We start from the raw sequence: 22,168 nt of genomic DNA, 5'->3' as shown, positions 1-22,168 counted from the left end.
GCGTCGAGCGGGTGCGGCGGCTCGCACGATCGGGTGCAGGCGACGCCCGAGAGTGGCGGATCGGGTGCGGTGCACGGGAGGAGCTCCTACGCTCGGAGTGAGAGCCGGGCACGGCCCTCGGACAGCACCCGCGGACCCGCCCGCCGGAAGGGACGGACAGACCCGCTCGCCGGAAGGAACCGCATGACTGTCGACCCGAACGAGCCGGACACATTCGCCGAGGAAGAAGAGGACGTCGTGCTCGACGAGGAGATCCCGGAGGCCGACGCGGCCGAGCAGCACACCGAACTGCAGCAGCACGAGGACGAGCCGCTCAACCACATCAAGCACGACGCCGCGAACGACGCGGACGCCATCGAGCAGGCGCGGGTCGTCACGCTCGACGAGGACGACTACCGCTGAGTAGCCCCGTGGTCCTTCATCGATTTGTTCGGTTTACCGTCCAACTACTTGGCCGTCGCCTCTCGCCCCAGGCGTCCGGTCCGTGAAATTCTGCGTTCGCAACGCGCACTGCCGGGTTACCCAAAAGTACGATGGCGGCGCGACGTCAGAGCGCGCATGGATCGATTTTTGGGAGGCGGCGTGAGCGCCATCGAGCAGACAGAGGCAGCACGCCCTCGGGGCACGCGCCTGCCGCGCCGTGCCCGACGGAACCAGCTCCTCGGCGCGGCCCAGGAGGTGTTCGTCGCGCAGGGGTACCACTCGGCCGCCATGGACGACATCGCCGAACGGGCCGGCGTCAGCAAGCCGGTTCTCTACCAGCACTTCCCGGGCAAGCTGGAGCTGTATCTGGCGCTGCTGGACCAGCACTGCGAGTCCCTGCTGCTGTCGGTGCGCGCGGCCCTCGCGTCCACCACGGACAACAAGCTGCGCGTCGCGGCCACCATGGACGCCTACTTCGCGTACGTCGAGGACGAGGGCGGCGCCTTCCGTCTGGTCTTCGAGTCGGACCTCACCAACGAGCCGGCCGTGCGCGAGCGCGTCGAGCGGGTCTCGCTGCAGTGCGCCGAGGCGATCTCCGACGTGATCGCCGAGGACACCGGCCTGGCCAAGGACGAGTCGATGCTGCTCGCCGTCGCCCTCGGCGGTGTCTCGCAGGTCGTCGCCCGCTACTGGCTGTCCAGCGAGTCCGCCATCCCGCGCGACAAGGCGGTGGCGCTGCTGACCTCGCTGGCCTGGCGAGGCATCGCCGGCTTCCCGCTGCACGGCGCGGAGGGACAGCTGAGCGCCGAGGGCCACTGAGCACCACCCCGTACGACCGACCGCCGTCCGGTGCGGACGGCGGTACGAGGGGTTCGGCGCTCGCGGTTGTTCGCTCTTGGCGTTCCCTGCGCGCGCCGTGTCCGTCCCCTCACCGGGCTAATGTGGGCGAGTACGGCGCGGGACCCACGCGCAAGGCTGACCGTTCGGAGGGACATAGCCGTGGAGGTCAAGATCGGCGTGCAGCACGCACCCCGGGAGATCGTGCTGGAGAGCGGACAGTCCGCCGAGGAGGTCGAGCGCGCGGTGGCCGACGCGCTGGCCGGCAAGGCGCAGCTGCTCAGCCTGACGGACGAGAAGGGCCGCAAGGTCCTGGTGCCGGCTGACAAGATCGCGTACGTCGAGCTCGGCGAGCCGGCGGTGCGTCGGGTGGGCTTCGGCGCGCTCTGAGCGACACACAGACGGGCAGGGGCCCGGCGGACTTCGGTCCGCCGGGCCCCTCTCTTGTCCGTGTCTGCCCACGTCAGGGCGTATGGGGAGGATTGTCATCACGAGTGACCGGGTAGGACGGGTGTGACCGAACGCCCGCCCCGCACACCCCCGCGAGGTGATCCGCCGTGTTCCTGGAAGCCCTCGGTTCCGCTCTGCTCGGTTTCGCCCTGGCCTGGGTAGCCGTGCACCGGCTCTCCGACCGCCTCCCCGCACGGGGCGCCGTCCTGACCACGGGGACGCTCGGCGGCGTCTTCGGTGCCCTGGTCACCCACGGCGCCCTCGGGCCCGGCCACTTCCTGGCCACCCTGATCGGCGCCTTCGCGATCGCGGCCGTGCTGCTGTCGCTGCTGATCCGGCCCGCCTCGCGACGACTGCGCCGATCAGCGGCGGTCTGAGGCCACTTCCCCGGAAGGGTTACGCGGCGAGGCCGAGCGCGGCCATGCGCTTGGTGTGCGCCTCGGTGATGCGGGAGAACATCCGGCCGACCTCGGCGAGGTCGAAGCCCGCGGCCATACCGTCCACGCCACCGACGAGCATCGTCGACAGCGCGTCGCGCTCGGCGACCACGCGCTGCGCCTGCGACAGGGCCTCGCCCATCAGCCGGCGCGCCCACAGGGCGAGGCGGCCGCCGACCCGCGGGTCGGCGTCGATCGCGGCGCGGACCTTCTCGACGGCGAAGTTGCCGTGGCCGGTGTCGTCGAGCACACCGAGCACCAGGGCGCGGGTGTCGGAGTCGAGGCGGGCGGCGACCTCCCGGTAGAAGTCGCTGGCGATCGAGTCGCCGACGTACGCCTTGACCAGGCCCTCCAGCCAGTCGGACGGGGCGGTCTGGCGATGGAACTCGTCCAGCGCCCTGGCGAACGGCTCCATCGCCTCGGTCGGCGGGGCGTCCACGGCGGCGAGCCGGTCGCGCAGCTGCTCGAAGTGGTGGAACTCGGCGGAGGCCATCTTCGCCAGCTCGGCCTTGTCCGCGAGTGTCGGCGCCAGCTTGGCGTCCTCGGCGAGCCGCTCGAAGGCCGCGAGCTCGCCGTAGGCGAGGGCGCCGAGCAGGTCGATCACGGCGGCGCGGTACTGCGGCACGGCGGAGGCGGTGGCCCAGTCCTGGGCGGCGATACCGGTGGGTGTGGCGTTGTCGGGCGTCTCCATGAGCGCACAATAGCCCGCTCCGTCGTCCGCCAAGGGCCCTGGTCAGTGACTGTGACCGTGACCTCGGCGGGAATTCTCCCGACACACATGCGCGATTCCGGGGTACAGTGGTAAGGCGCCTGCTGAGTATGCGGACATGCTTTCGCACGTTCGGACGTACCCGGTGGGCCGACTCATGAATGAGGATGCCCGGTCGGTGGCCCGATCGGCTCCGGCCCGACAGCCCTTCCGGCGGCCTGCCGAAGGGTCCCTCAGCGGCACGACGCTCGAGCGAAGGCAGCGGTCCCGCGCCACCCGGCGGTGATCTTCCGGATCCCGCAGGAAGTTCCAGGCACGGTGAGACCCCCCTCGTTCGCCTCGCGCCGCGTCTCACAGAAGAGGCAGCACCCTGACTACGTTCCGAGAGCTCGGAATTCTCACCGAGACCGCCGAGGCCCTGGAAGCCGTCGGCATCGTCACCCCCTTCCCCATCCAGGAGATGACCCTTCCGGTCGCCCTTTCCGGCACCGACGTCATCGGCCAGGCCAAGACCGGTACGGGCAAGACCCTCGGCTTCGGCCTCCCGATCCTGGAGCGCGTGACCGTCCCCGCCGACGTCGAGGCCGGCCGGGCCAAGCCCGAGCAGCTGACCGACGCCCCGCAGGCGCTCATCGTCGTCCCCACCCGCGAGCTGTGCCAGCAGGTCACCAACGACCTGCTCACCGCCGGCAAGGTGCGCAACGTGCGCGTCCTCGCCATCTACGGCGGCCGCGCGTACGAGCCGCAGGTCGAGGCGCTGAACAAGGGCGTCGACGTCGTCGTCGGCACCCCCGGCCGCCTGCTCGACCTGGCCGGCCAGCGCAAGCTCGACCTGTCCCACGTCAAGGTGCTCGTCCTGGACGAGGCCGACGAGATGCTCGACCTGGGCTTCCTGCCCGACGTCGAGAAGATCATGAACATGCTTCCGGCGAAGCGCCAGACGATGCTGTTCTCGGCGACCATGCCGGGCGCGGTCATCGGCCTGGCCCGCCGCTACATGTCGAAGCCCACGCACATCCGCGCCACCTCGCCGGACGACGAGGGCGCGACCCACGCGAACATCACGCAGCACGTGTTCCGTGCCCACAACATGGACAAGCCGGAGCTGGTCTCCCGCATCCTGCAGGCCCGCGGCCGCGGCCTCGCGATGATCTTCTGCCGTACGAAGCGGACCGCCGCCGACATCGCCGAGCAGCTGGAGCGGCGCGGCTTCGCCTCCGGCGCCGTCCACGGCGACCTCGGCCAGGGCGCCCGCGAGCAGGCGCTGCGCGCCTTCCGCAACGGCAAGGTCGACGTGCTCGTCGCCACCGACGTCGCCGCGCGCGGCATCGACGTCGAGGGCGTCACCCACGTCATCAACTACCAGTCCCCCGAGGACGAGAAGACCTACCTGCACCGCATCGGCCGCACCGGCCGCGCGGGCGCGAGCGGTACGGCGATCACGCTGGTCGACTGGGACGACATCCCGCGCTGGCAGCTGATCAACAAGGCGCTGGAGCTCGACTTCGGCAACCCGGTCGAGACGTACTCCAGCTCGCCGCACCTGTACGAGCTCCTCGACATCCCCGAGGGCACCAAGGGCATCCTGCCGCGCGCCGAGCGCACCCGCGCCGGTCTCGACGCGGAGGAGATCGAGGACCTCGGCGAGCCGGGCGGCCGTCGTGGCCGCGCCCCGCGCCGCGAGCAGCAGCAGGCCGAGGAGCGCCCGGCCCGTACGCCGCGCCAGCGCCGCCGTACCCGCGGTGGCAGCGACCTCGCCGACCAGGCGGGCCCGGCGACCGCCACCGAGCAGACCGCCGACACGGACGCCGCCGAGTCCACCGGCCCGCGCCGCCCGCGCCGCCGCCGCACCCGCGGCGGAGCCGGCGCCGGCATTCCGGTCGCGGGCGCGACCCCGGTCGTGACGGAGGCCGCCGAGGCCGCTCCGGCCGTCGAGGGCGCCCGGACCCGCCGCCGTCGCGGCCGCTCCGGCGAGGGCCGTACGGCCGAGGCGACGGTCGAGACCCAGGTGACGGTGGACGCCGGCACCGAGGCCGGCCCGACGGCCGAGACCGCCGTGGCCGACGCCGCCACCGCCGAGTCGGGCGCCCGTCGCCGTGGCCGCGGCCGCTCCGGCGAGGCCCGTACCGCCGAAGCCGCAGTCGAGACCGCCGCGCTGGAGACCCCCGCGGCAGCCGCCGTGGTCGAGACCGCCGCAGCCGAGACCCCGGCCGCCGAGGCCCGGACCCGCCGCACCCGCGGCCGGTCCGCCCAGGCCGAGGCGCCGGTCGTCGAGACCCCCGCCGCCGAGACCCCCGCAGCCGAGGCCCCGGCCGCCGAAGGCCGGACCCGCCGCACCCGCGGCCGGTCCGCCGAGGCCGAGGCGCCGGTCGTCGAGACCCCGGCCGCCCAGGCTCCGGTCGTCGAGGCCGAGGAGGCTCCGCGCCGTCGTCGTGGTCGTGGTGCGCCGGTGGCCGCGAAGGCCGCCGCTTCCGTCGCCGTGGCCGCTCCGGCCGAGGCGCCGGCGCCGCGTCGGCGCCGGGTGCGGCCGCGTGCCGCCGAGGAGACGGTGACGTTCCAGACGGTGGAGACGGCCGCGGCCGCGCTGGCCGCCGCCACGGTGCCGGCCCAGGCGACCGAGGAGCCCAAGCCGGTGCGTGCGGCTGTCGCCGCCGTGCCCGCGCAGGCCACCGCCCCGGTCTCCGCTCCCGCCGCCGCTCCGGCTGTCGCCCCGGCCGCCGCTCCGACGGCCGGCCCGCGGGTCCGCCGCCGGGCGACGCGTCCGGCGACGAACAGCGTCGCGACCGTCGTCGAGGAGCCGAAGGTCACGGTCGAGGAGCCGGTCGCCGCGCCCGTCGAGGAGCCGAAGCCGGTCCGCCGGCGGGCGACCCGCCGGGTGTCGAGCCCGGTGACGTCGACCTCCGCCGAGGCCGGTGTGGTGATCATCGCCGCCGCTCCGGTCGCCGCGCCCGTCGAGGAACCGAAGCCGGTCGCCGAGCCGGTCGCGGAGCCCGTGGCGGAGCCGAAGAAGGCCGCCCCGCGCAAGCGCACCACCGCGAAGAAGGCCGTGGCCGTGGCCGAGCCGGTCGCCGAGACCGTCGAAGCCGCCCAGCCCGAGGCGCCGAAGGCTCCGCGCAAGCGGGCCGCCGCGAAGAAGGCCGTCGCCGAGCCGGTCGCCGAGGCCGTCGTGGCCGTCGAGGCCACCGAGGCCGAGGCGCCGAAGAAGGCGGCCCCGCGCAAGCGCACCACCGCCAAGAAGGCCGTGGCCGTGACCGAGCCGGTCGCCGAGACCGTCGAGGCCACCGAGGCCCCGAAGGCCGCGCCGCGCAAGCGGGCCGCCGCCAAGAAGGCCGTCGCGGCCGTGGCGCCGGACGCGTCCGAGCCGAAGAAGACGACGACCCGTCGCCGTACGGTGAAGAAGGCGGCCGAGCCGGTCGCCGAGACCGTCGAGGCCGAGGCCCCGAAGAAGGCGGCGCCGCGCAAGCGCGCCACCAAGAAGGCCGCCGCCGCACCCGAGGCGTAGTCACCCGCGTATCGCGGCCCGGTCCCTCCCCGAGGGGCCGGGCCGCGGTGCGTTCTGCGGTGTCACGGCCTGCGGTTACAGTCCCTGTATGAGCAAGCCCCGCTCCCTCGCGCTGCCGCCCCGGACCCGTGCCTACCGCCTCTCCACCGCACGGGGCGACTTCGCCGTGCTCGACGCCGCGCCCGCCCCCGCCGCCGTTCCCCGGCACGGGACCGTGCTGCTGCTGCCCGGCTTCACCGGCAGCAAGGAGGACTTCCTGGCGCTGCTCGGCCCGCTGGGCGAGGCCGGCTACCGCGCGGTCGCCGTCGACGGGCGCGGCCAGCACGAGACGCCGGGTCCGCGCGGCCGGGCGGCCTACCGCCGCAAGGCGCTCGCGCTCGACGTGGTGGCGCAGGCGGCGGCGCTCGGCGACGGGCCGGTGCATCTGCTCGGGCACTCGTTCGGCGGCCTGGTGGCCCGCGCGGCGGCGGAGCTCGCGCCGGACGCGTTCCTCTCGCTCACCCTGCTCGCCTCGGGCCCGACGAAGGTCGCGCGTTCCCAGCGGGTGCGGGTCCGGGCGCTGCGCACCGCGTTCGCGCTGCTCTCGAAGGAACGGGTGTGGCAGGCGACCCGCTGGCTGGACAGCCGGGGCGAGGAGCCGGGCGTGACGGATCCGCCGGAGATCGTGGCCTTCCTGCGCCGCCGCTGGATGCGGACCCGGATCGCTCAGCTCGCGGGCGCGGGCCGGCTGATCCTCGGCGACCCGGACGGCACGGCGGCGCTGGGCGCGCTGCCGATGCCGCTGCACATCGCGTACGGCGACGAGGAGACGGTCTGGCCGGTGCAGGCCCTCGCGGCGGCGGCCGCCCGTACCGGCGCGCACCACACGGTGGTCGCGGGCGCGGGCCACTCCCCCAACGTCTCGCACCCGGAGGAGCTGGCGGCGCGGCTCACCGCGTTCTGGGAGCTGAGCGCGCAGACGCGCGCGCCCCGCGCGGCCGCCGGTCGCAACGCGGCCGAAGCGTCGTCGTAACCCGGCTCTGCGAGGATCTGCGGAGAGGCTCCACCGGACACTAGTTAGCCATCCAAAAAATTTCCTTAGCGTAGGGAATGTTTCATGGATGGGCCTCGTTGTACCCCTACGTAACGCAGTTCTCCGCCCTGGAGGATCAACTCAGACGAAGGGAGAAGCCCATGCGCTTCGAAATCCTGCGCCTCGACGACATCGACGGCACCCCCGTCGACTCCACTGTCGTGGACGCCGCCTCCGTCAACGGGATCGTGCAGCAGGCCGCCGCGATCGGCCAGCGCATCTGGATCCGGCCGGCCGACGCCTCGGCCTCGTAACCGGCACACCTCATTCACGCACCGCGCCCCCGCACGGACTCCGGAGAACGGAATCCGTACGGGGGCGCAGTGGTGTCCGGGGCCGGTCCGGTTCACCGGCCCTGACCGCGTCAGGAGCCCTGGATGATCTGGGTGACGCCGTTGACGATCTGCTGCACCGCGATGGCGGACAGCATCATGCCGGCGAGCCGGGTGACCAGGACGACGCCGCCGTCCCTGATGACCCGGATGATCAGCAGCGAGTACCGCATGGTCACCCACAGCACGAGGTGCATGGCGGCGATGGCGGTCCACACCGAGATCTGCGAGGCGACGCTGTTCGCGTTCTGCACGGCGAGGATCACGGACACGATCGCACCGGGGCCGGCGAGCAGCGGCATGCCGAGCGGTACGAGGGCGACGTTGACGTCCTTGGTCTGCTTCGGCTCGTCGGTCTTGCCGGTGAGCAGGTCGAGCGCGATGAGCAGCAGGAGGAGCCCGCCCGCGATCATCAGCGCGGGGACGGAGACGTGCAGATAGGCCAGGATCTGCTGGCCGAGGATGCCGAAGACGGTGATGACGCCGAAGGCGACGGCGACGGCCTGCCAGGCCATGCGGCGCTGCACCTTGGCGGGGCGGCCGCCGGTGAGGGCGAGGAAGATCGGGGTGATCCCCGGGGGGTCCATGATCACGAAGAGGGTGAGGAACAGCGAGCCGAAGACGGCGACGTCGAACACGGTGTGGCCTTGCGCGAAAGGGGTGTACAAGAGCATCCGGAACCAGAGGTTCCGAGAGAAGGGCAGGCGGAAGCCATGCCTGAGGAGGAAGTCATGCGACGCACCTCGCTCCGCCCTGCCACCGGTGGGCGACGGGCGGAGCCTGTGTGCTGCGTGGGTCAGGCGCGTCCGCCGGCGCCCGGCACCGGGAAGGCGCCGGTGGCGCGGCGGGTGATCTCGCCGTAGATCTCGGGGTCGGTCAGGAAGTCGCCGAGACCGACGGTCTTGCGGCTGCCGTGGTAGTCGCTGGAGCCGGTGGTCAGCAGACCCAGCTCCTTCGCGAGGCCGCGCAGCCGCGCCCGCGTCGGCTCGTCGTGGTCCATGTGGTCGACCTCGATGCCGTCGAGGCCGGCCTCCGCGAGCCGGGCGATGGCCGACTCGGGCACGCACTCGCCACGCTTGAGGGCCAGCGGGTGGGCGAAGACGGTGACGCCGCCGGCGGCCTTGACCAGGCGGATGGCGTCGACGGGGTCCAGCTCGTGCTTCTCGACGTACGCGCGGCCGCCGTCGGCGAGCCACTCGGGCGTGAAGGCGCCGGAGACGTCGGGCACGACACCCAGCTCGACGAGCGCCTCGGCGACGTGCGGGCGGCCGACGGAGCCGTCGCCGGCGATGCGGGCGACCTGGTCCCAGGTGACGGGGACGCCGAGCTCCTGGAGCTTGCCGACCATGGCACGGGCGCGCGGCACGCGGTCGTCGCGGACCAGCTCGCGCTCGGCGAGCAGGGCGGGCTCCTCGGGATCGAAGAGGTAGGCCAGCATGTGCAGGCTCACGCCGTCGTAGCGGCAGGAGAGCTCGGCGCCGGTGACGAGCGTCAGCCCCTCGGGCAGGGCGGCGACGGCCTCCGCGTACCCGCGGCTGGTGTCGTGGTCGGTCAGCGCGACCACGTCGAGCCCGGCGGCGGCCGCGTTGCGAACCAGCTCGGCCGGGGTGTCCGTACCGTCCGAGGCGGTGGAGTGGGTGTGCAGATCGATGCGCACGACTCAGGACTCCAAAGGGCTCGGGGCGGACGACAGGGACGATCCAGCATAACGGGCGAATCGAACACCCGTGTACGGAACCGCGAAACCGGTCCGCCCCTTACCTCGCCCCCGCCGCGTCAGCCGCCTTCCCTCGCCTTGCCCCGCTGCGCCGGCCCCTCACCTCGCCTTGCCCCGCTACGTCAGCAGCCTCGGCGTCAGCGCCCCGCACGGCAGCAGCTCGACCTCCGCGCCCGCGTCCCGCAGGTCGGTGAGGACCAGCTCGTCGTACATCAGCAGGCCGGACTGCTCGGGCCAGACGACCGCCCACAGCCACAGACCGCGCGCCTCGCCCGCGAAGACCGCGCGGTCCTGCGGGGCGCCGGTGACGTGCCAGAGCGGCGTCGGCCGGCCGGCGGCGAGCACCTTGACCTGCGGCGGCTTGTCGATGGCCATGCCGGATCCGGGATCGGGGCCGTCGATGCCGGCGTACCGGGCGCCGAGACCGACGCCCAGCTCCTCGGCGACGAGCAGCAGCTCCCCGATGCCGCCGAGCGGACCGGGTCCGGAGCAGGCGACGACGGTCGCGCGTCCACCGTTGCGGTCGTCACCGGCGTACGCGACCCCGGTGAAGAGCCATCCGACGGGCAAGGGCCACGGCATCCACACCGGCACGTGGGACCGGTGCACGACGGCACCGAGGGCCTCGACGCTGGGCGGGATCACGGGCTGAAGCGGGTGCACCGAGCCATGCACATCGCACTGCCAGGAGTCGGCGAAGAGACCGGGCGCCCTGACCCGGCCACCGCACTTCGGGCAACTGGGTTCGCCCCTCATAGGGCTCAACGGTCCTACCCCGGGGGCGCCCCGTCAAGGACGATCACCGACGATCACCCGTCCGGACGGAGCCGTTCACCCTCGGTCGAGCTTCCGCCCCATACGCATACGGTTCGAACAGCGTGGCGCGGCGCCGCGCCCGCACCCAGCGGACCGGACTCAGCCCGGAGTCAGCCCGGACTCAGCCCGGACTCAGTCCAGCGTCACGGACCTGCGCAGCGGATCGCGCAGGTCCGTGCCGTTCGCCAGCCAGCGCTCCTCCAGGGCCTGCGCCCCGTGCACCCGCTTCCACGCGGCCTCGTTCTGCGTCATCGGCAGCAGCGGCAGGAAGCGGACCGGGTCCATGGGGTCGTCGAGGTCCAGGTCCTCCACCAGGCCGCCCGACTCGGCGACGAGGACCGAGGTGAAGGGCGCGCCCGGCCACAGCGGCTCGCCCACGTCGAGCGAGGCGCCCGGGGCCACGACCACGCCCTCGACCTGCGGGGTGGCGGCGAGCACCGCGAGCGCGCGGAGCACCTTGTCGGTGTCGGCGAGGCCGGCGCGTACGGACAGGACCAGTTCGGCGCGGGGGCCCTTGACCGGGTCGGCGAGCACGGCCGTCGGGTCGGCCATCGGCTGGGCGGACATCCCGAGGGTCGCGTAACGCACCAGGCCGGCGTCCGCGTCGACGAAGCGGAGCACCTCGATGCGGTCGGTGCCGAGGAAGGTGATCGCGGCGCGGGCGTCCGGCTCGCCGAGGGCCGTGCGGAGCCGGGCCTCGACGAGAGCGAGAATTTCTGCCATGCGGCGAGCATAAAGCGCGTATGGAACGGGCAAAGTAAGGGATTGACCCTCAGTCGGCTGATAGTCTTGGCCACTGGTCGGGATGGATTACCCGACTGCTCGTCACACGTCATCCCTCACGAGGGACCGGCCGGAGGAGGTGGGACTGCGATGGATCGAAGTCGATCGGGCAGTACCAGCCGCTCTTCCGCCGAGCCGCACCGGCAGTAACTCCAGCAACACCAGCACCAGCCGGGCGCGTTTCTCCCTCCGGTGACTCCAGGGCCGTCTCGAAGGCCCCTCCTCTCCGGCATCTCGCACGACGGAAGAGCTCCCTTCGTTGCCTGAGAGCAGCGCTCTTGCCCGAGAGCGGCGCTCTCCGCCCGTCAGTAGCGAACGCCGTCACCGCGATCCCCCGGTGCCGCCCGCTTTGTGGACGACGTACCTCCACGTCCCCATTCCGGGCTGTGCCACGGTCGCCGACGGCCGATCCGTGAAGGAGCACGCCCATGTCGATGATCCGTGACCTGCGCGCCGCCGTCCGTCCCTCCCTGCGGCACTCCCTCCGCAAGCCCGTCGTCGTGCCCCCGTACGACCCCACCCGCGACCCGGCCGCCCCGACCGCCGTCGTCGACTGCGCCGTCTACCGCGACGGCCGCCGGGTCGACGACCGCACCTGCCTGACGCCGCGCGGCGCGATGCGCCAGGTGCGGGAGCGCGGCGGCTTCGCGTGGATCGGTCTGCACGAGCCGACCGAGGCCGAATTCGCCGGCATCGCCGCCGAGTTCGGGCTGCACCCGCTCGCCGTCGAGGACGCCGTCCACGCCCACCAGCGGCCCAAGCTGGAGCGGTACGACGACACCCTCTTCACGGTCTTCAAGACGATCCACTACGTCGAGCACGCCGAACTCACCGCCACCAGCGAGGTCGTGGAGACCGGCGAGGTGATGGTGTTCACCGGCCCCGACTTCGTCATCACCGTCCGGCACGGCGGCCAGGGCTCGCTGCGCAACCTGCGCCACCGCCTCCAGGGCGAGCCCGAGCTGCTCGCCAAGGGCCCCTCGGCGGTGCTGCACGCCATCGCCGACCACGTCGTCGACGGCTACATCGCGGTCGCGGACGCCGTCGAGCTCGACATCGACCAGATCGAGATCGACGTCTTCTCGCCGCCGGCCAAGGGCTCCACGCGCGGCGCCGACACCGGCCGGATCTACCAGCTCAAGCGCGAGGTGCTGGAGTTCAAGCGGGCCGTCACGCCGCTGATGCGCCCGATGCAGCTGCTCAGCGAGCGCCCGATGCGGCTCGTCGACCCGGACATCCAGAAGTACTTCCGGGACGTCGCCGACCACCTCGCCCGCGTCCAGGAGCAGGTCGTCGGCTTCGACGAGCTGCTCAACTCGATCCTCCAGGCCAACCTGGCGCAGGCGCAGGTCGCCCAGAACGAGGACATGCGCAAGATCACCTCGTGGGCGGCGATCGTCGCCGTCCCGACGGCGGTCTGCGGCGTGTACGGCATGAACTTCGACCACATGCCGGAGCTGCACTGGAAGTACGGCTACCCGATGGTCCTCGCGGGCATCGCGGTCGCCTGCCTGGCCATCCACCGCACGCTCAAGCGGAACGGCTGGCTGTAGCACCGACGGCGCTCGGTAGGCTGCGGGCATGACAGACGCGCTGTTCGGGCCCGCCCTCGTCGAGGAGGCCACCAAGAAGTCCGGCCTCATCTGGGTGCGGGGCGAGGCCCCGGCCGCCCGCGCGCTCTGGCACGTGTGGCACGGCGGCGCCGCCCTGGTCGTCGGCGACGGCCCCGGCGAGCAGCCGCTGCCGGGCCTGGTCGACGGCGGAAGCGCCGAGGTCACCGTCCGCAGCAAGGACAAGGGCGGCCGGATCGTCGCCTGGACCGCCGCCGTGCGCGAGATCGCGCCCGGCACGGAGGAATGGGACGCCGCCGTCGCCGAGCTCAAGGGCAAGCGGCTGAACGCGCCCGACGGCGAGGCCATGCCGGAGCGCTGGGCGCGCGAGTGCCGGGTGGTGCGGCTCGAACCGCGCACCTCGACGACCGACCTGCCGGACGGCTCGCTCGCCGCCGTACCGCTGCCGTCGGACGCGACGACCCGGCGCGCGGTGCCGGCGGCGCTGCCGAAGCTCCTCTTCCGCCGCAAGAAGCGCCGCTGAGCGGGGACGGGCCGCTGAGCGGGGACCGGCGGCTGGGCGAGAACGGTGCGAGGGGCGGCGCCGGGAGCGGTTACGTACGGGGCAGCCGGTTGCCGTAGTCGACGGTCTGGCCCTTGGCGGGCGCGGCCAGCGGGAAGTCCTTGTCCCACTCGGACAGCATCACGACGCCCGCGCCGCCGCCGCGCGCGAAGCGCACGGGGTACGGGGTGCCGTCGAGGGAGACGTCGAGGGAGCCGCCGTCGCCGCTCGCGCCGCCCTTGATGTTGATCGTGCGGGTGCCGCCGATCGTGCCGTGGTCGCCCTTGACCAGCTCGCCGTGAAGCCCGATCAGCCCGTCGAGCAGCACGCCCATGTCGGTGAAGCCGCGCAGCTGCTTGTACGAGGGGTCGTTCTGCGGCACCTTCACGTACTTGTCGTCGAGCTTGTCGGCCGCTTCGGATCCTGTGTCCGAAGCGGAACCGGAACCCGAGCCGGAGTCCGAGCCGGAGTCCGAACCGGAACCCGAACCGGAACCGGAGTCCGAGGACGACCGGGTCGACGGCTCCTCGTGCGACCAGAAACCCGCGTCCGCCTTCAGGTAGAGCGCGTCGCCGACCCGCAGCAGCTCGAAGGTGCTGTTCTTCGTCGTCACCGAGCCCGAGGCGCCGTCCTGCTTCAGCCGCATGTTCAGCTTGAACGTGCCGCCCTTGCTGACCAGCGTGCCCGAGAGCCGTACCGCCTTCGCCCCCTCGGCCGCCGACTGGGCCTGCTGCTCGATGGCCGGCGCGGTCAGCTTGCCCACGCCGTTGGTGCCCTCGTCCGGGTCGGCGGCGCAGGCGGTGAGCGCCGCCGCGAGACCGGTGCAGAGGGCCAGCGGCAGAGCGGCCCGGCGGATGCGCGGGGACGGGCGGAGAGCGGTCACCTGGGCGCCTCTCTGGTCGGTGGGGGGACGGGCCGGCGGGGGAACCGGAGGCCGGTGGGGACGGCAGACCGCAGCGTACCCGGGCCGGATGACGCGCCTGCGGGCAGCCGCCCGCGGGCCAGCCGTACGGGCGGCCCTGACGGAGCGGCCCCCGGCGGCACCGGCTAGCCTGAAGCCGGTGAATCCGGCAAGTTCGGAGAATCCCCGACAATCGGCAAGGACAGACGGCGACTGACGGCGACCGACGGCAGAACCAATCGGATCGCGCGGCACGGAGGAGGCGCGTGGCATGGCGGCAGGCGCCCCCCGCATCTTCGTCTCCCACCTCGCCGGGGTCCCGGTCTTCGACCCCGTCGGCGACCAGGTCGGCCGGGTCAGCGACCTGGTGGCCATGCTGCGCGTGGGCCGGCGCCCGCCGCGGCTGCTCGGCATGGTCGTCGAGGTGCTGTCCCGGCGCCGCGTCTTCGTGCCCATGACCCGGATCACCGGCCTCGCGTCCGGGCAGGTCATCACCACCGGCGTGGTCAACATGCGGCGGTTCGAGCAGCGCCCCACCGAACGGCTCGTGCTGGGCGAGCTGCTCGACCGGCGGGTGCGGCTCGTGGAACCCGACGGCTCGGAGGGCGAGGAGGTCACCGTCCTCGACGTCGCCATCCAGCAGCTGCCGGCCCGCCGCGACTGGGAGATCGACAAGGTCTTCGTGCGGCGCGGCAAGGGCGGGGCGCTGCGCCGCAAGGGCGAGACCCTGACCGTCGACTGGTCGGGCGTCACCGGCTTCTCCCTGGAGGAGCACGGGCAGGGCGCCGAGAACCTGGTCGCCACCTTCGAGAAGCTGCGCCCCGCCGACCTGGCCAACGTGCTGCACCACCTCTCGCCCAAGCGCCGCGCCGAGGTCGCCGCCGCCCTCGACGACGACCGGCTCGCGGACGTACTGGAGGAGCTGCCCGAGGACGACCAGATCGAGATCCTCGGCAAGCTGAAGGAGGAGCGGGCCGCCGACGTCCTGGAGGCGATGGATCCGGACGACGCGGCCGACCTGCTCTCCGAGCTGCCGGAGGAGGACAAGGAGCGGCTGCTCACGCTGATGCAGCCGGACGAGGCGGCCGACGTGCGGCGGCTGATGTCGTACGAGGAGCGGACCGCGGGCGGTCTGATGACGACGGAGCCGATCGTGCTGCGCCCGGACGCCACGGTCGCCGACGCGCTCGCCCGGGTGCGCCTGCAGGACCTGTCGCCGGCGCTCGCGGCGCAGGTGTACGTGTGCCGCCCGCCGGACGAGACGCCGACGGGCAAGTACCTGGGCACGGTGCACTTCCAGCGGCTGCTGCGGGACCCGCCGTTCACGCTGGTCGGCGGGATGGTCGACAGCGATCTGCCGCCGCTCGGCCCGGACACCCCGCTGCCGGCCGTGACCAGCTACTTCGCCGCGTACAACCTGGTCGCGGCGCCGGTGGTGGACGAGAGCGGTTCGCTGCTCGGGGCGGTGACGGTGGACGACGTCCTCGACCACCTGCTGCCGGACGACTGGCGGGAGACGGAGTTCCACGACGAGGGGGTGCACCGTGGCTGAGCGCGCACAGGAGCGCGAGCGGGAGCGGGAGCGGCAGCTGCCCCGGATCCGGCTCGACCAGCCGCGCGTACGGCGGCCGCGGTTCCTGCCCGAGTACGACCCCGAGGCCTTCGGGCGTCTGTCGGAGCGCATCGCCCGCTTCCTGGGGACGGGGCGGTTCATCGTCTGGATGACGGTGATCATCATCGCGTGGGTGGTGTGGAACATCTCCGCCCCGGACGCGCTGCGCTTCGACAACTACCCGTTCATCTTCCTGACCCTGATGCTGTCGCTCCAGGCCTCGTACGCGGCCCCGCTGATCCTGCTCGCGCAGAACCGGCAGGACGACCGGGACCGGGTCAACCTCGAACAGGACCGCAAGCAGAACGAGCGCTCGATCGCGGACACCGAGTACCTGACGCGGGAGATCGCGGCGCTGCGGATGGGCCTGGGCGAGGTCGCGACCCGGGACTGGATGCGCTCGGAGCTCCAGGACCTGCTCAAGGAGCTTGAGGAGCGGCGGGATCTATTCCCGGACGGCGGTCCGCACGGGAGTGACGTACCCGACCGTTGACAGGGCTTTCATCAGCCGGTGGTCGTCGCCGTACCATCTCTCTATGGCTACGGAAGACGCGGTGCGCGAAGCACTGTCGACGGTGAACGACCCCGAGATCAACAAACCGATCACCGAGCTCGGCATGGTGAAGTCGGTGGAGATCGGTGACGACGGCAAGGTCGCCGTGACGGTCTACCTCACCGTCTCCGGCTGCCCGATGCGCGAGACCATCACCCAGCGCGTGACGGACGCCGTCGCCCGGGTCGAGGGGGTCACCGGCGTCGAGGTCTCGCTGGACGTCATGAGCGACGAGCAGCGCAAGGAGCTGGCCTCGGCGCTGCGCGGCACCACCGCCGAGCGCGAGGTGCCCTTCGCCAAGCCCGGCTCGCTGACCCGGGTCTACGCGGTGGCCTCCGGCAAGGGCGGCGTCGGCAAGTCCTCGGTGACGGTCAACCTGGCGGCGGCGATGGCGGCCGACGGGCTGAAGGTCGGCGTCGTGGACGCCGACATCTACGGCCACAGCGTGCCGCGCATGCTGGGCGTGGACGGCAAGCCCACCCAGGTCGAGAACATGATCATGCCGCCGTCGGCGAACGGCGTGAAGGTCATCTCCATCGGCATGTTCACGCCGGGCAACGCGCCGGTCGTGTGGCGCGGCCCGATGCTGCACCGTGCGCTGCAGCAGTTCCTCGCCGACGTGTACTGGGGCGACCTGGACGTCCTGCTGCTCGACCTGCCCCCGGGCACCGGCGACATCGCGATCTCCGTCGCGCAGCTGGTCCCGAACGCGGAGATCCTGGTCGTCACCACCCCGCAGCAGGCGGCGGCCGAGGTCGCCGAGCGCGCCGGTTCGATCGCCGTGCAGACCCACCAGAAGATCGTCGGCGTCGTCGAGAACATGTCGGGCCTGCCGTGCCCGCACTGCGACGAGATGGTCGACGTCTTCGGCACGGGCGGCGGCCAGAAGGTCGCCGACGGCCTCTCCCGCACGACGGGCACGACCGTCCCGGTCCTCGGCTCCATCCCGATCGACGTCCGCCTGCGCGAGGGCGGCGACGAGGGCAAGCCGGTCGTCCTGGCCGACCCCGACTCCCCGGCGGGCGCGGCCCTGCGCACCATCGCCGGCAAGCTCGGCGGCCGCCAGCGCGGCCTCTCGGGCATGAGCCTGGGCCTGACCCCGCGGAACAAGTTCTGATACGGGTTCCGATACGAGCTCCACGAGCGAAGGGCGCCCCGCACGACCGCGGGGCGCCCTTCGTCGTATGCGCGGGTCACGCGTAGAGACTGAGGTCCTTCACCTGCGCGAACGCCAGCCCGTACGCGCTCATCCCGCGCCCGTACGCCCCGATGTGCACCCCCGGCGCCGACCCCGCCAGCACCCAGCCGAACTCCGACTCGCGGTAGTGGAACGGCACCGGAACCCCGTCCACCGGCAGCGACAGCGTGGACCACTCCGGCCCGTCGAGGTCGTCGGCGAGCTCGAAGGCCGTCTCGGTCTGCTGGTCCAGCCAGTTGTCGCGCCGCGCGTGGTCGAGCTGGGCGGGCCAGGTGTGGGCCAGCAGGCCCGAGCCGGCCAGCCAGGCGGCCGAGGAGACCGTGGTGGCGTCCAGGACGCCCGTACCGTCGCCGCTGCGGCGTACGGGGTTGGCGGCGACGGTCACGACGACCGCGAACCGCTCCTTCTCCGCGCCGCCCGCCTCGGACTTTATCGACGGCTCGTCACCGTGGCCCATGGAGCCGTGCTGCACGGTGCCGTCCGCCGCCGTGCCGATCTGCATCAGCCGGCGCGGCCCGGTGAACGCCTCGTCGAGCCCGTACCAGGCGAAGGGCGCGCGCAGAAAGCCGTCGGCTTCCACCCGACTCGTCGTCTTCATCTCGGCCGCCTCCTCGTTCGTCAACAGAGGGAGGATAGCCACCTATGCGGAGTGGGATGGTGACAGGACGTCGTCAGGTGGCGTCCGAGTCGTACGGCGGGCGCTCCGGGGTGTCCGGCTTGTCCTGCTTCTTCAGCAGGTCGGGCGAGCCGTTCACCGCCGTGGGGACCGACGGCGTGGGCGTGGTCTCGCGGCCGTGCACCGCGTCCGCGACCTCGTTCATCTCCTTGCGGAGGTCGAAGGTCGAGCGCAGCTCGTTGAGGTCCTTCAGGTCGGCGTTCTCGGCGAGCTGCTTGCGGATGAAGTTCTTGGGGTTCAGGTCCTCGAACTCGAAGTCCTTGAACTCCGGGCCCAGCTCGCTGCGGATGTCCGCCTTGGCGTTGTCGGAGAACTCCCGGACCTTGCGGATGAAGCGCGAGACGTCCTGGATCACCTTCGGCAGCTTGTCCGGGCCGAAGATGAGCACGGCGAGCACCACGAGCGTCACCAGCTCGAGTGCGCCTATGTCGCTGAACACCCTGTAGCTCCTTCTCGCCGGTCCCGGGCGGCCCGCTCCACGGTACCCGCCCAAACTGTCGGGCGGGTACGGGGTGGTGTCCTCCACATGGACGCTTGGCCAGGTCCTAGGCTCCCGTTGACGAGCCCAGGGTCAAGGTCTTTGTCTGCTCTTTGCCGTTGCGGGTCAGGGTCAGCTCCAGTGCGTCCCCGGGGCGGTGGGAGCGGATCTTCACGATCAACTCCTCGCCGCTGTGCACGCGCTGGCCGTCGACCTTGGTGATGACGTCGCCGGGCTCGATGCCCGCCTTGTCGGCGGGGCCGCCGGGGGTGACGGACGAGGCGCCGCCCTTCGCCTTGTCGCCGACCCGGGCGCCGTCGCCGGTGTAGCGCATGTCGAGGCTCACACCGATGACGGGGTGGGTGGCCTTGCCGGTGTTGATGAGCTCCTCGGCGACCCGCTTGCCCTGGTTGATGGGTATCGCGAAGCCGAGGCCGATGGAGCCGGCCTGACCGCCGCCGCCCTCGCCGCCGGAGCCGTTGCCGGCCGCGCGGATGGCGCTGTTGATGCCGATGACCTCGGCGTTGGTGTCGACGAGCGGGCCGCCGGAGTTGCCCGGGTTGATCGGCGCGTCGGTCTGCAGCGCGTCCACGTAGCTGACGTCGCTGCCGTCGCCCTTCTCGCCGCCGGCGGTGATCGGACGCTCCTTGGCGCTGATGATGCCGGAGGTGACCGTGTTGGACAGGTCGAACGGGGCGCCGATGGCGACGACGGGGTCGCCGACGCGGACGTTCTCGGAGTTGCCGAGCGGCAGCGGCTTGAGGCCGGAGACGCCGGACACCTGGATCACGGCGAGGTCGTAGCCGGTGTCACGGCCGATGAGCTTCGCGGCGGCGGACTCGCCGTTGCTGAAGGTGACGGAGATCTCGCCGGAGGACGCGGCGGCGTCGACGACGTGGTTGTTGGTGAGGATGTGGCCGCCCGTGTCGAGCACGAAGCCGGTGCCGGTGCCCGAGGAGCCGCTGCCGGTCACGTGGATGGTGACGACGCTCGGCAGCGCCTTGGCGGCGATCCCGGCGACGCTGTCGGGCGCGCGGCCGATGTCCTTGGCGTCGGCCTGTGGCAGCTCGACGGTGGTGAGCCCGCCGTTCCGCTCGATGTACGCGCCGACGCCGCCGCCGATGACACCGGTGACCAGCGCGAAGGCCAGCGCCCCGGCGAGCGCGAGACCGCGCCGCGGCTTCCGCGGCGGCTTGCCGCCCTCGGCCGGTACGAGGGGCTGCGCGCCCCACGGGTCGTACGCGGGCGTGGCGGGCGGTACGGGGGCGACCGGCGGCACGGCGGCCGCCACCGGCGCCGTCGGCGGCGGCACGGGCCGCTGGACGGGCGGCGCGGGGGCCCAGGGCCCCGGCTCACCGTACGGCGGGGTCGCGTACGGGTCGGGGGCGTGGAGGGGCGCCTGAGCTGCCTGAGGCGCCTGAGGTGCCGTCTGCGGTGATTCAGGCGTCTGCGGCGGCACGGGTACGGGTACGGGCGCGGGCGCCGCCTCCGCGACGGGGGCGTGGGCCGGCGTCTGCGGCGGCACGGGTGCGGGCGCGGGCGCCGCCTCCGCGACGGGCGCGTGGGCCGCGACGGGCGGAGCATCGGGCGCGGGCGGAGCCTCGGGCGCGGGCGCCGCCACGGCCTCCGGGACCGGCTCGGGCGCGACGGCCGGAGCATCGGGCTGGACGACCGGGGCCTCCGCCTCGGTCTCCGGCTCGGTCTCGACGGGCACGGCAGTCGGCTCCACGGCCTCCCCGGGCCGCACGGCCTCTCCGGGCTCGGACTTCGTCACGTCCACCGGTGCCGGTGCCGACGCCGGCGCCGCCAGGGTGAAGTCGCTGTCGTCCGTCGCCGGCTCAGGGGGTCCGGCGGGTGTGTCGGCGGGCGTCCCGGTGGACGTGGTCGACGGCCGGCTCCACCATGTCGGCTTCCCGTTCTTCATGCTCTCCCCGCAACAGATGACCTGTCCGCGCCGCCCGGATCGTCGGGCGGCGCGCCCCTGCCCCAGGATTCAACCAGGTCGCCGGTCAGCGGTGGGAGGGGCCGGGGGCAGGGGTGGCGGTCGGGGAGGGCGCGGGCGCGTAGGCGATCCGCAGGGCCGGGTTCACCGAGCGGGCGAACGGGGACAGTTCGAGCCGGGCCGGGACGACCGACGGCGCCGAGGGCGTCGGTGTCTGGTCGGCGCGGCGCGAGCCGGACGCGAAGGTCGCGGGCGCCCGCAGCGGTGTCACGTTGCTGCCGGTGCCCTGGCCGCCGCGCGCGTCGAGGGGCAGGGAGCCGCTCAGCGCGATCGCCGCGAACGAGACGGCGCTGGCCGCCGCGAAGGCGAAGCGCCGGCCGCGTCCGGAGGAGCGGTCGGCGACCGCGACCCCGTGGATGCGGAATCCGGTGTCCGGGGTGATGCGGGGCGCCGTGGCGAAGGCGTCAGCGCGGACGCCGCCGGCGCGCAGGAGGTCGTCGAAGGGACCCCCCTGGTCGCTCGGTCCCCCCGGCAGCCCCTGGAGGCGCGCCAACAGCCCCGCCGAGGGCGGAGGGGGCGCGGCGGACGCGAAGACGCTCTTGAGGCTGCGCTGGGCGTCGGCCTCGGCCTTGCATTTCGGACAGGTCGCCAGGTGGGCGAGGACCCGCTCGCGGGCGTCATGACCGAGCTCGCCGTCGACGAGCGCGGCGAGCCGGTCCCCGAGGTGGTGCTCCGCGGGGGTCGGTGACGGACTGGTGCCACTCACGCCGTTTTCGCCTCCCAGCCGACGGCGGCGAGGGCCCGCTCCGCGCGCGCCTCGGGCGAGCGGTGCTTGAGCGCCTTGCGCAGGTGGGAGCGGCCGCGGTGGATGCGGCTGCGGACGGTGCCGAGCTTCACGCCGAGGGTCGCGGCGATCTCCTCGTAGGACAGTCCCTCGATGTCGCAGAGCACGACCGCGGCACGGAACTCGGGCGCGAGGGTGTCGAGGGCCTGCTGGACGTCGGCGTCGAAGTGCGTGTCGTTGAACGCCTGCTGGGGCGACGGCTCGCGGCTGGGCAGCCGCTCGGCGGCGTCGTCGGCGAGCGCGTCGAAGCGGATGCGCTGCTTGCGGCGCACCATGTCCAGGAACAGGTTCGTGGTGATGCGGTGGAGCCAGCCCTCGAAGGTGCCCGGCGTGTAGGACGACAGCGAGCGGAAGACCCGGACGAAGACCTCCTGGGTCAGGTCCTCGGCGTCGTGCTGATTGCCCGTCAGGCGGTAGGCGAGGCGGTAGACACGGCCACTGTGGGTGCTGACGATCTCCTCCCAGCTGGGCGGAGTCCACGCCTGCGATTCCGCGTCCGAAGCGAAGGTCGCGGTGGTGGGTGCGGAGTCGGCGATGCGGGAACGGTCAGCTGTGTCAGTCACGGATTTCGGCTCACCCGCCGATCCGAGAAGGCGCCTGAGCACCCTTCTCCGATCCACAGGCGCAGCCGCACCTCCCCTGTCGGCTCTGGTGGTGTCCAGTGGAGCCCCTACCATAGCCACCTCGCCCGTTAGCTCCGGATAAGAATCTTTACGCGAATTTGGGGCCGGCCCGGCCGACGTCCCGCTCGCTTCCTGTCCGTATGAACGCGCG

General features: G+C 72.9%; 23 protein-coding genes. 12 read left to right on the top strand and 11 right to left on the bottom strand.

What is annotated here, in order from left to right:
* Nucleotides 1-183 precede the first annotated feature (183 nt).
* From ACWEJX_RS08360 to ACWEJX_RS08345, 4 genes are all read left to right on the top strand, one after another.
* Nucleotides 184-402, top strand: a complete 219-nt coding sequence (locus tag ACWEJX_RS08360) for a hypothetical protein (RefSeq protein ID WP_451606737.1) — start codon at nt 184-186, stop codon at nt 400-402.
* Between the two features lie 180 nt (nt 403-582).
* Nucleotides 583-1,242: a TetR/AcrR family transcriptional regulator gene (locus ACWEJX_RS08355; protein ID WP_451606736.1), complete on the top strand. Its 660-nt coding sequence runs from the start codon at nt 583-585 to the stop codon at nt 1,240-1,242.
* Between the two features lie 180 nt (nt 1,243-1,422).
* Complete coding sequence (locus ACWEJX_RS08350) at nt 1,423-1,650, top strand: DUF3107 domain-containing protein (RefSeq protein ID WP_365338563.1); 228 nt, start codon at nt 1,423-1,425, stop codon at nt 1,648-1,650.
* Nucleotides 1,651-1,817: 167 nt separating this feature from the next.
* The gene (locus ACWEJX_RS08345) at nt 1,818-2,087 is read left to right on the top strand and encodes a hypothetical protein (protein ID WP_451606735.1); all 270 of its coding nucleotides are present in this window, start codon (nt 1,818-1,820) and stop codon (nt 2,085-2,087) included.
* Nucleotides 2,088-2,106: 19 nt separating this feature from the next.
* Here ACWEJX_RS08345 and ACWEJX_RS08340 read toward each other — a convergent pair whose 3' ends face one another.
* Nucleotides 2,107-2,838, bottom strand: a complete 732-nt coding sequence (locus tag ACWEJX_RS08340) for a ferritin-like fold-containing protein (RefSeq protein WP_403792400.1) — start codon at nt 2,836-2,838, stop codon at nt 2,107-2,109.
* Between the two features lie 478 nt (nt 2,839-3,316).
* Here ACWEJX_RS08340 and ACWEJX_RS08335 point away from each other — a divergent pair, with 478 nt between their 5' ends.
* The 3 genes from ACWEJX_RS08335 (at nt 3,317) to ACWEJX_RS08325 (ending at nt 7,684) form a co-directional block, all read left to right on the top strand.
* Complete coding sequence (locus ACWEJX_RS08335; protein WP_451606734.1) at nt 3,317-6,358, top strand: DEAD/DEAH box helicase; 3,042 nt, start codon at nt 3,317-3,319, stop codon at nt 6,356-6,358.
* Between the two features lie 88 nt (nt 6,359-6,446).
* Nucleotides 6,447-7,370 carry an alpha/beta fold hydrolase gene (locus tag ACWEJX_RS08330; RefSeq protein ID WP_451606733.1) on the top strand — a complete coding sequence of 308 codons (924 nt, stop codon included), beginning with the start codon at nt 6,447-6,449 and terminating at the stop codon, nt 7,368-7,370.
* 161 nt (nt 7,371-7,531) lie between these two features.
* Complete coding sequence (locus ACWEJX_RS08325) at nt 7,532-7,684, top strand: hypothetical protein (protein WP_389208197.1); 153 nt, start codon at nt 7,532-7,534, stop codon at nt 7,682-7,684.
* 110 nt (nt 7,685-7,794) lie between these two features.
* Here the strand turns inward: ACWEJX_RS08325 and ACWEJX_RS08320 are convergent, their stop codons facing one another.
* From ACWEJX_RS08320 to ACWEJX_RS08305, 4 genes are all read right to left on the bottom strand, one after another.
* Nucleotides 7,795-8,400, bottom strand: a complete 606-nt coding sequence (locus tag ACWEJX_RS08320; protein WP_451606732.1) for a MarC family protein — start codon at nt 8,398-8,400, stop codon at nt 7,795-7,797.
* A gap of 158 nt (nt 8,401-8,558) precedes the next feature.
* Nucleotides 8,559-9,419, bottom strand: a complete 861-nt coding sequence (locus ACWEJX_RS08315; RefSeq protein ID WP_451606731.1) for a PHP domain-containing protein — start codon at nt 9,417-9,419, stop codon at nt 8,559-8,561.
* Nucleotides 9,420-9,596: 177 nt separating this feature from the next.
* Nucleotides 9,597-10,235: a DUF6758 family protein gene (locus ACWEJX_RS08310; RefSeq protein WP_403792409.1), complete on the bottom strand. Its 639-nt coding sequence runs from the start codon at nt 10,233-10,235 to the stop codon at nt 9,597-9,599.
* Between the two features lie 192 nt (nt 10,236-10,427).
* Nucleotides 10,428-11,018: a suppressor of fused domain protein gene (locus ACWEJX_RS08305; RefSeq protein ID WP_451606730.1), complete on the bottom strand. Its 591-nt coding sequence runs from the start codon at nt 11,016-11,018 to the stop codon at nt 10,428-10,430.
* Nucleotides 11,019-11,506: 488 nt separating this feature from the next.
* Between ACWEJX_RS08305 and ACWEJX_RS08300 the strand changes: the two genes are divergently transcribed.
* Together ACWEJX_RS08300 and ACWEJX_RS08295 are read left to right on the top strand one after the other, a co-directional pair.
* Nucleotides 11,507-12,631 carry a magnesium and cobalt transport protein CorA gene (locus ACWEJX_RS08300; RefSeq protein WP_451606729.1) on the top strand — a complete coding sequence of 375 codons (1,125 nt, stop codon included), beginning with the start codon at nt 11,507-11,509 and terminating at the stop codon, nt 12,629-12,631.
* A 28-nt stretch (nt 12,632-12,659) separates the two neighbouring features.
* Nucleotides 12,660-13,172 (top strand): hypothetical protein, encoded by a 513-nt coding sequence (locus tag ACWEJX_RS08295; protein ID WP_451606728.1) that lies wholly within the window; start codon nt 12,660-12,662, stop codon nt 13,170-13,172.
* A gap of 70 nt (nt 13,173-13,242) precedes the next feature.
* Here the strand turns inward: ACWEJX_RS08295 and ACWEJX_RS08290 are convergent, their stop codons facing one another.
* Nucleotides 13,243-14,073 carry a hypothetical protein gene (locus tag ACWEJX_RS08290; RefSeq protein WP_451606727.1) on the bottom strand — a complete coding sequence of 277 codons (831 nt, stop codon included), beginning with the start codon at nt 14,071-14,073 and terminating at the stop codon, nt 13,243-13,245.
* Between the two features lie 289 nt (nt 14,074-14,362).
* On the opposite strand from ACWEJX_RS08290, the gene ACWEJX_RS08285 reads away from it, so the two are divergent.
* Genes ACWEJX_RS08285 through ACWEJX_RS08275 form a run of 3 tightly spaced genes read left to right on the top strand, consistent with a single transcriptional unit; the run spans nt 14,363 to nt 17,373 of the window.
* Complete coding sequence (locus ACWEJX_RS08285; RefSeq protein WP_451606726.1) at nt 14,363-15,643, top strand: magnesium transporter MgtE N-terminal domain-containing protein; 1,281 nt, start codon at nt 14,363-14,365, stop codon at nt 15,641-15,643.
* A complete protein-coding gene (locus ACWEJX_RS08280) occupies nt 15,636-16,196 on the top strand; it encodes a DUF1003 domain-containing protein (protein WP_403792423.1) in 561 nt (186 codons plus the stop codon). Before ACWEJX_RS08285 ends, ACWEJX_RS08280 begins: the two co-directional genes overlap by 8 nt.
* Before the next feature lie 43 nt (nt 16,197-16,239).
* The gene (locus tag ACWEJX_RS08275; RefSeq protein WP_451606725.1) at nt 16,240-17,373 is read left to right on the top strand and encodes an Mrp/NBP35 family ATP-binding protein; all 1,134 of its coding nucleotides are present in this window, start codon (nt 16,240-16,242) and stop codon (nt 17,371-17,373) included.
* Nucleotides 17,374-17,449: 76 nt separating this feature from the next.
* Here ACWEJX_RS08275 and ACWEJX_RS08270 read toward each other — a convergent pair whose 3' ends face one another.
* From ACWEJX_RS08270 to sigE, 5 genes are all read right to left on the bottom strand, one after another.
* Entirely contained in the window at nt 17,450-18,052 is a 603-nt protein-coding gene (locus ACWEJX_RS08270; protein ID WP_451606788.1) for a hypothetical protein, read from the bottom strand.
* A gap of 73 nt (nt 18,053-18,125) precedes the next feature.
* Nucleotides 18,126-18,569: a sec-independent translocase gene (locus tag ACWEJX_RS08265; protein ID WP_451606724.1), complete on the bottom strand. Its 444-nt coding sequence runs from the start codon at nt 18,567-18,569 to the stop codon at nt 18,126-18,128.
* A gap of 106 nt (nt 18,570-18,675) precedes the next feature.
* Nucleotides 18,676-20,532, bottom strand: a complete 1,857-nt coding sequence (locus ACWEJX_RS08260; RefSeq protein WP_451606723.1) for a S1C family serine protease — start codon at nt 20,530-20,532, stop codon at nt 18,676-18,678.
* Between the two features lie 85 nt (nt 20,533-20,617).
* A complete protein-coding gene (locus ACWEJX_RS08255) occupies nt 20,618-21,316 on the bottom strand; it encodes a zf-HC2 domain-containing protein (RefSeq protein ID WP_451606722.1) in 699 nt (232 codons plus the stop codon).
* Nucleotides 21,313-22,071, bottom strand: coding sequence for an RNA polymerase sigma factor SigE (gene sigE / locus ACWEJX_RS08250; RefSeq protein WP_451606721.1), 759 nt, complete (start codon nt 22,069-22,071; stop codon nt 21,313-21,315). The genes ACWEJX_RS08255 and sigE overlap by 4 nt, the downstream gene beginning before the upstream one ends.
* Between the last annotated feature and the right edge of the window lie 97 nt (nt 22,072-22,168).

It is taken from the genome of Streptomyces sp. NPDC004788, from assembly GCF_053601115.1.
This window is presented reverse-complemented; position numbering and strand designations above follow the sequence as displayed.

Excerpts from the sequence above, each read along its gene's own strand:
- ACWEJX_RS08360 (WP_451606737.1), top strand. The coding sequence starts at position 184 with ATGACTGTCGACCCGAACGAGCCGGACACATTCGCCGAGGAAGAAGAG.
- ACWEJX_RS08340 (WP_403792400.1), bottom strand. The coding sequence starts at position 2,838 with ATGGAGACGCCCGACAACGCCACACCCACCGGTATCGCCGCCCAGGAC.
- ACWEJX_RS08335 (WP_451606734.1), top strand. The coding sequence starts at position 3,317 with ATGACCCTTCCGGTCGCCCTTTCCGGCACCGACGTCATCGGCCAGGCC.
- ACWEJX_RS08330 (WP_451606733.1), top strand. The coding sequence starts at position 6,447 with ATGAGCAAGCCCCGCTCCCTCGCGCTGCCGCCCCGGACCCGTGCCTAC.
- ACWEJX_RS08325 (WP_389208197.1), top strand. The coding sequence starts at position 7,532 with ATGCGCTTCGAAATCCTGCGCCTCGACGACATCGACGGCACCCCCGTC.
- ACWEJX_RS08310 (WP_403792409.1), bottom strand. The coding sequence starts at position 10,235 with ATGAGGGGCGAACCCAGTTGCCCGAAGTGCGGTGGCCGGGTCAGGGCG.
- ACWEJX_RS08305 (WP_451606730.1), bottom strand. The coding sequence starts at position 11,018 with ATGGCAGAAATTCTCGCTCTCGTCGAGGCCCGGCTCCGCACGGCCCTC.
- ACWEJX_RS08300 (WP_451606729.1), top strand. The coding sequence starts at position 11,507 with ATGTCGATGATCCGTGACCTGCGCGCCGCCGTCCGTCCCTCCCTGCGG.
- ACWEJX_RS08295 (WP_451606728.1), top strand. The coding sequence starts at position 12,660 with ATGACAGACGCGCTGTTCGGGCCCGCCCTCGTCGAGGAGGCCACCAAG.
- ACWEJX_RS08285 (WP_451606726.1), top strand. The coding sequence starts at position 14,363 with ATGGCGGCAGGCGCCCCCCGCATCTTCGTCTCCCACCTCGCCGGGGTC.
- ACWEJX_RS08275 (WP_451606725.1), top strand. The coding sequence starts at position 16,240 with ATGGCTACGGAAGACGCGGTGCGCGAAGCACTGTCGACGGTGAACGAC.
- ACWEJX_RS08270 (WP_451606788.1), bottom strand. The coding sequence starts at position 18,052 with ATGAAGACGACGAGTCGGGTGGAAGCCGACGGCTTTCTGCGCGCGCCC.
- ACWEJX_RS08260 (WP_451606723.1), bottom strand. The coding sequence starts at position 20,532 with ATGAAGAACGGGAAGCCGACATGGTGGAGCCGGCCGTCGACCACGTCC.
- sigE (WP_451606721.1), bottom strand. The coding sequence starts at position 22,071 with ATGGTAGGGGCTCCACTGGACACCACCAGAGCCGACAGGGGAGGTGCG.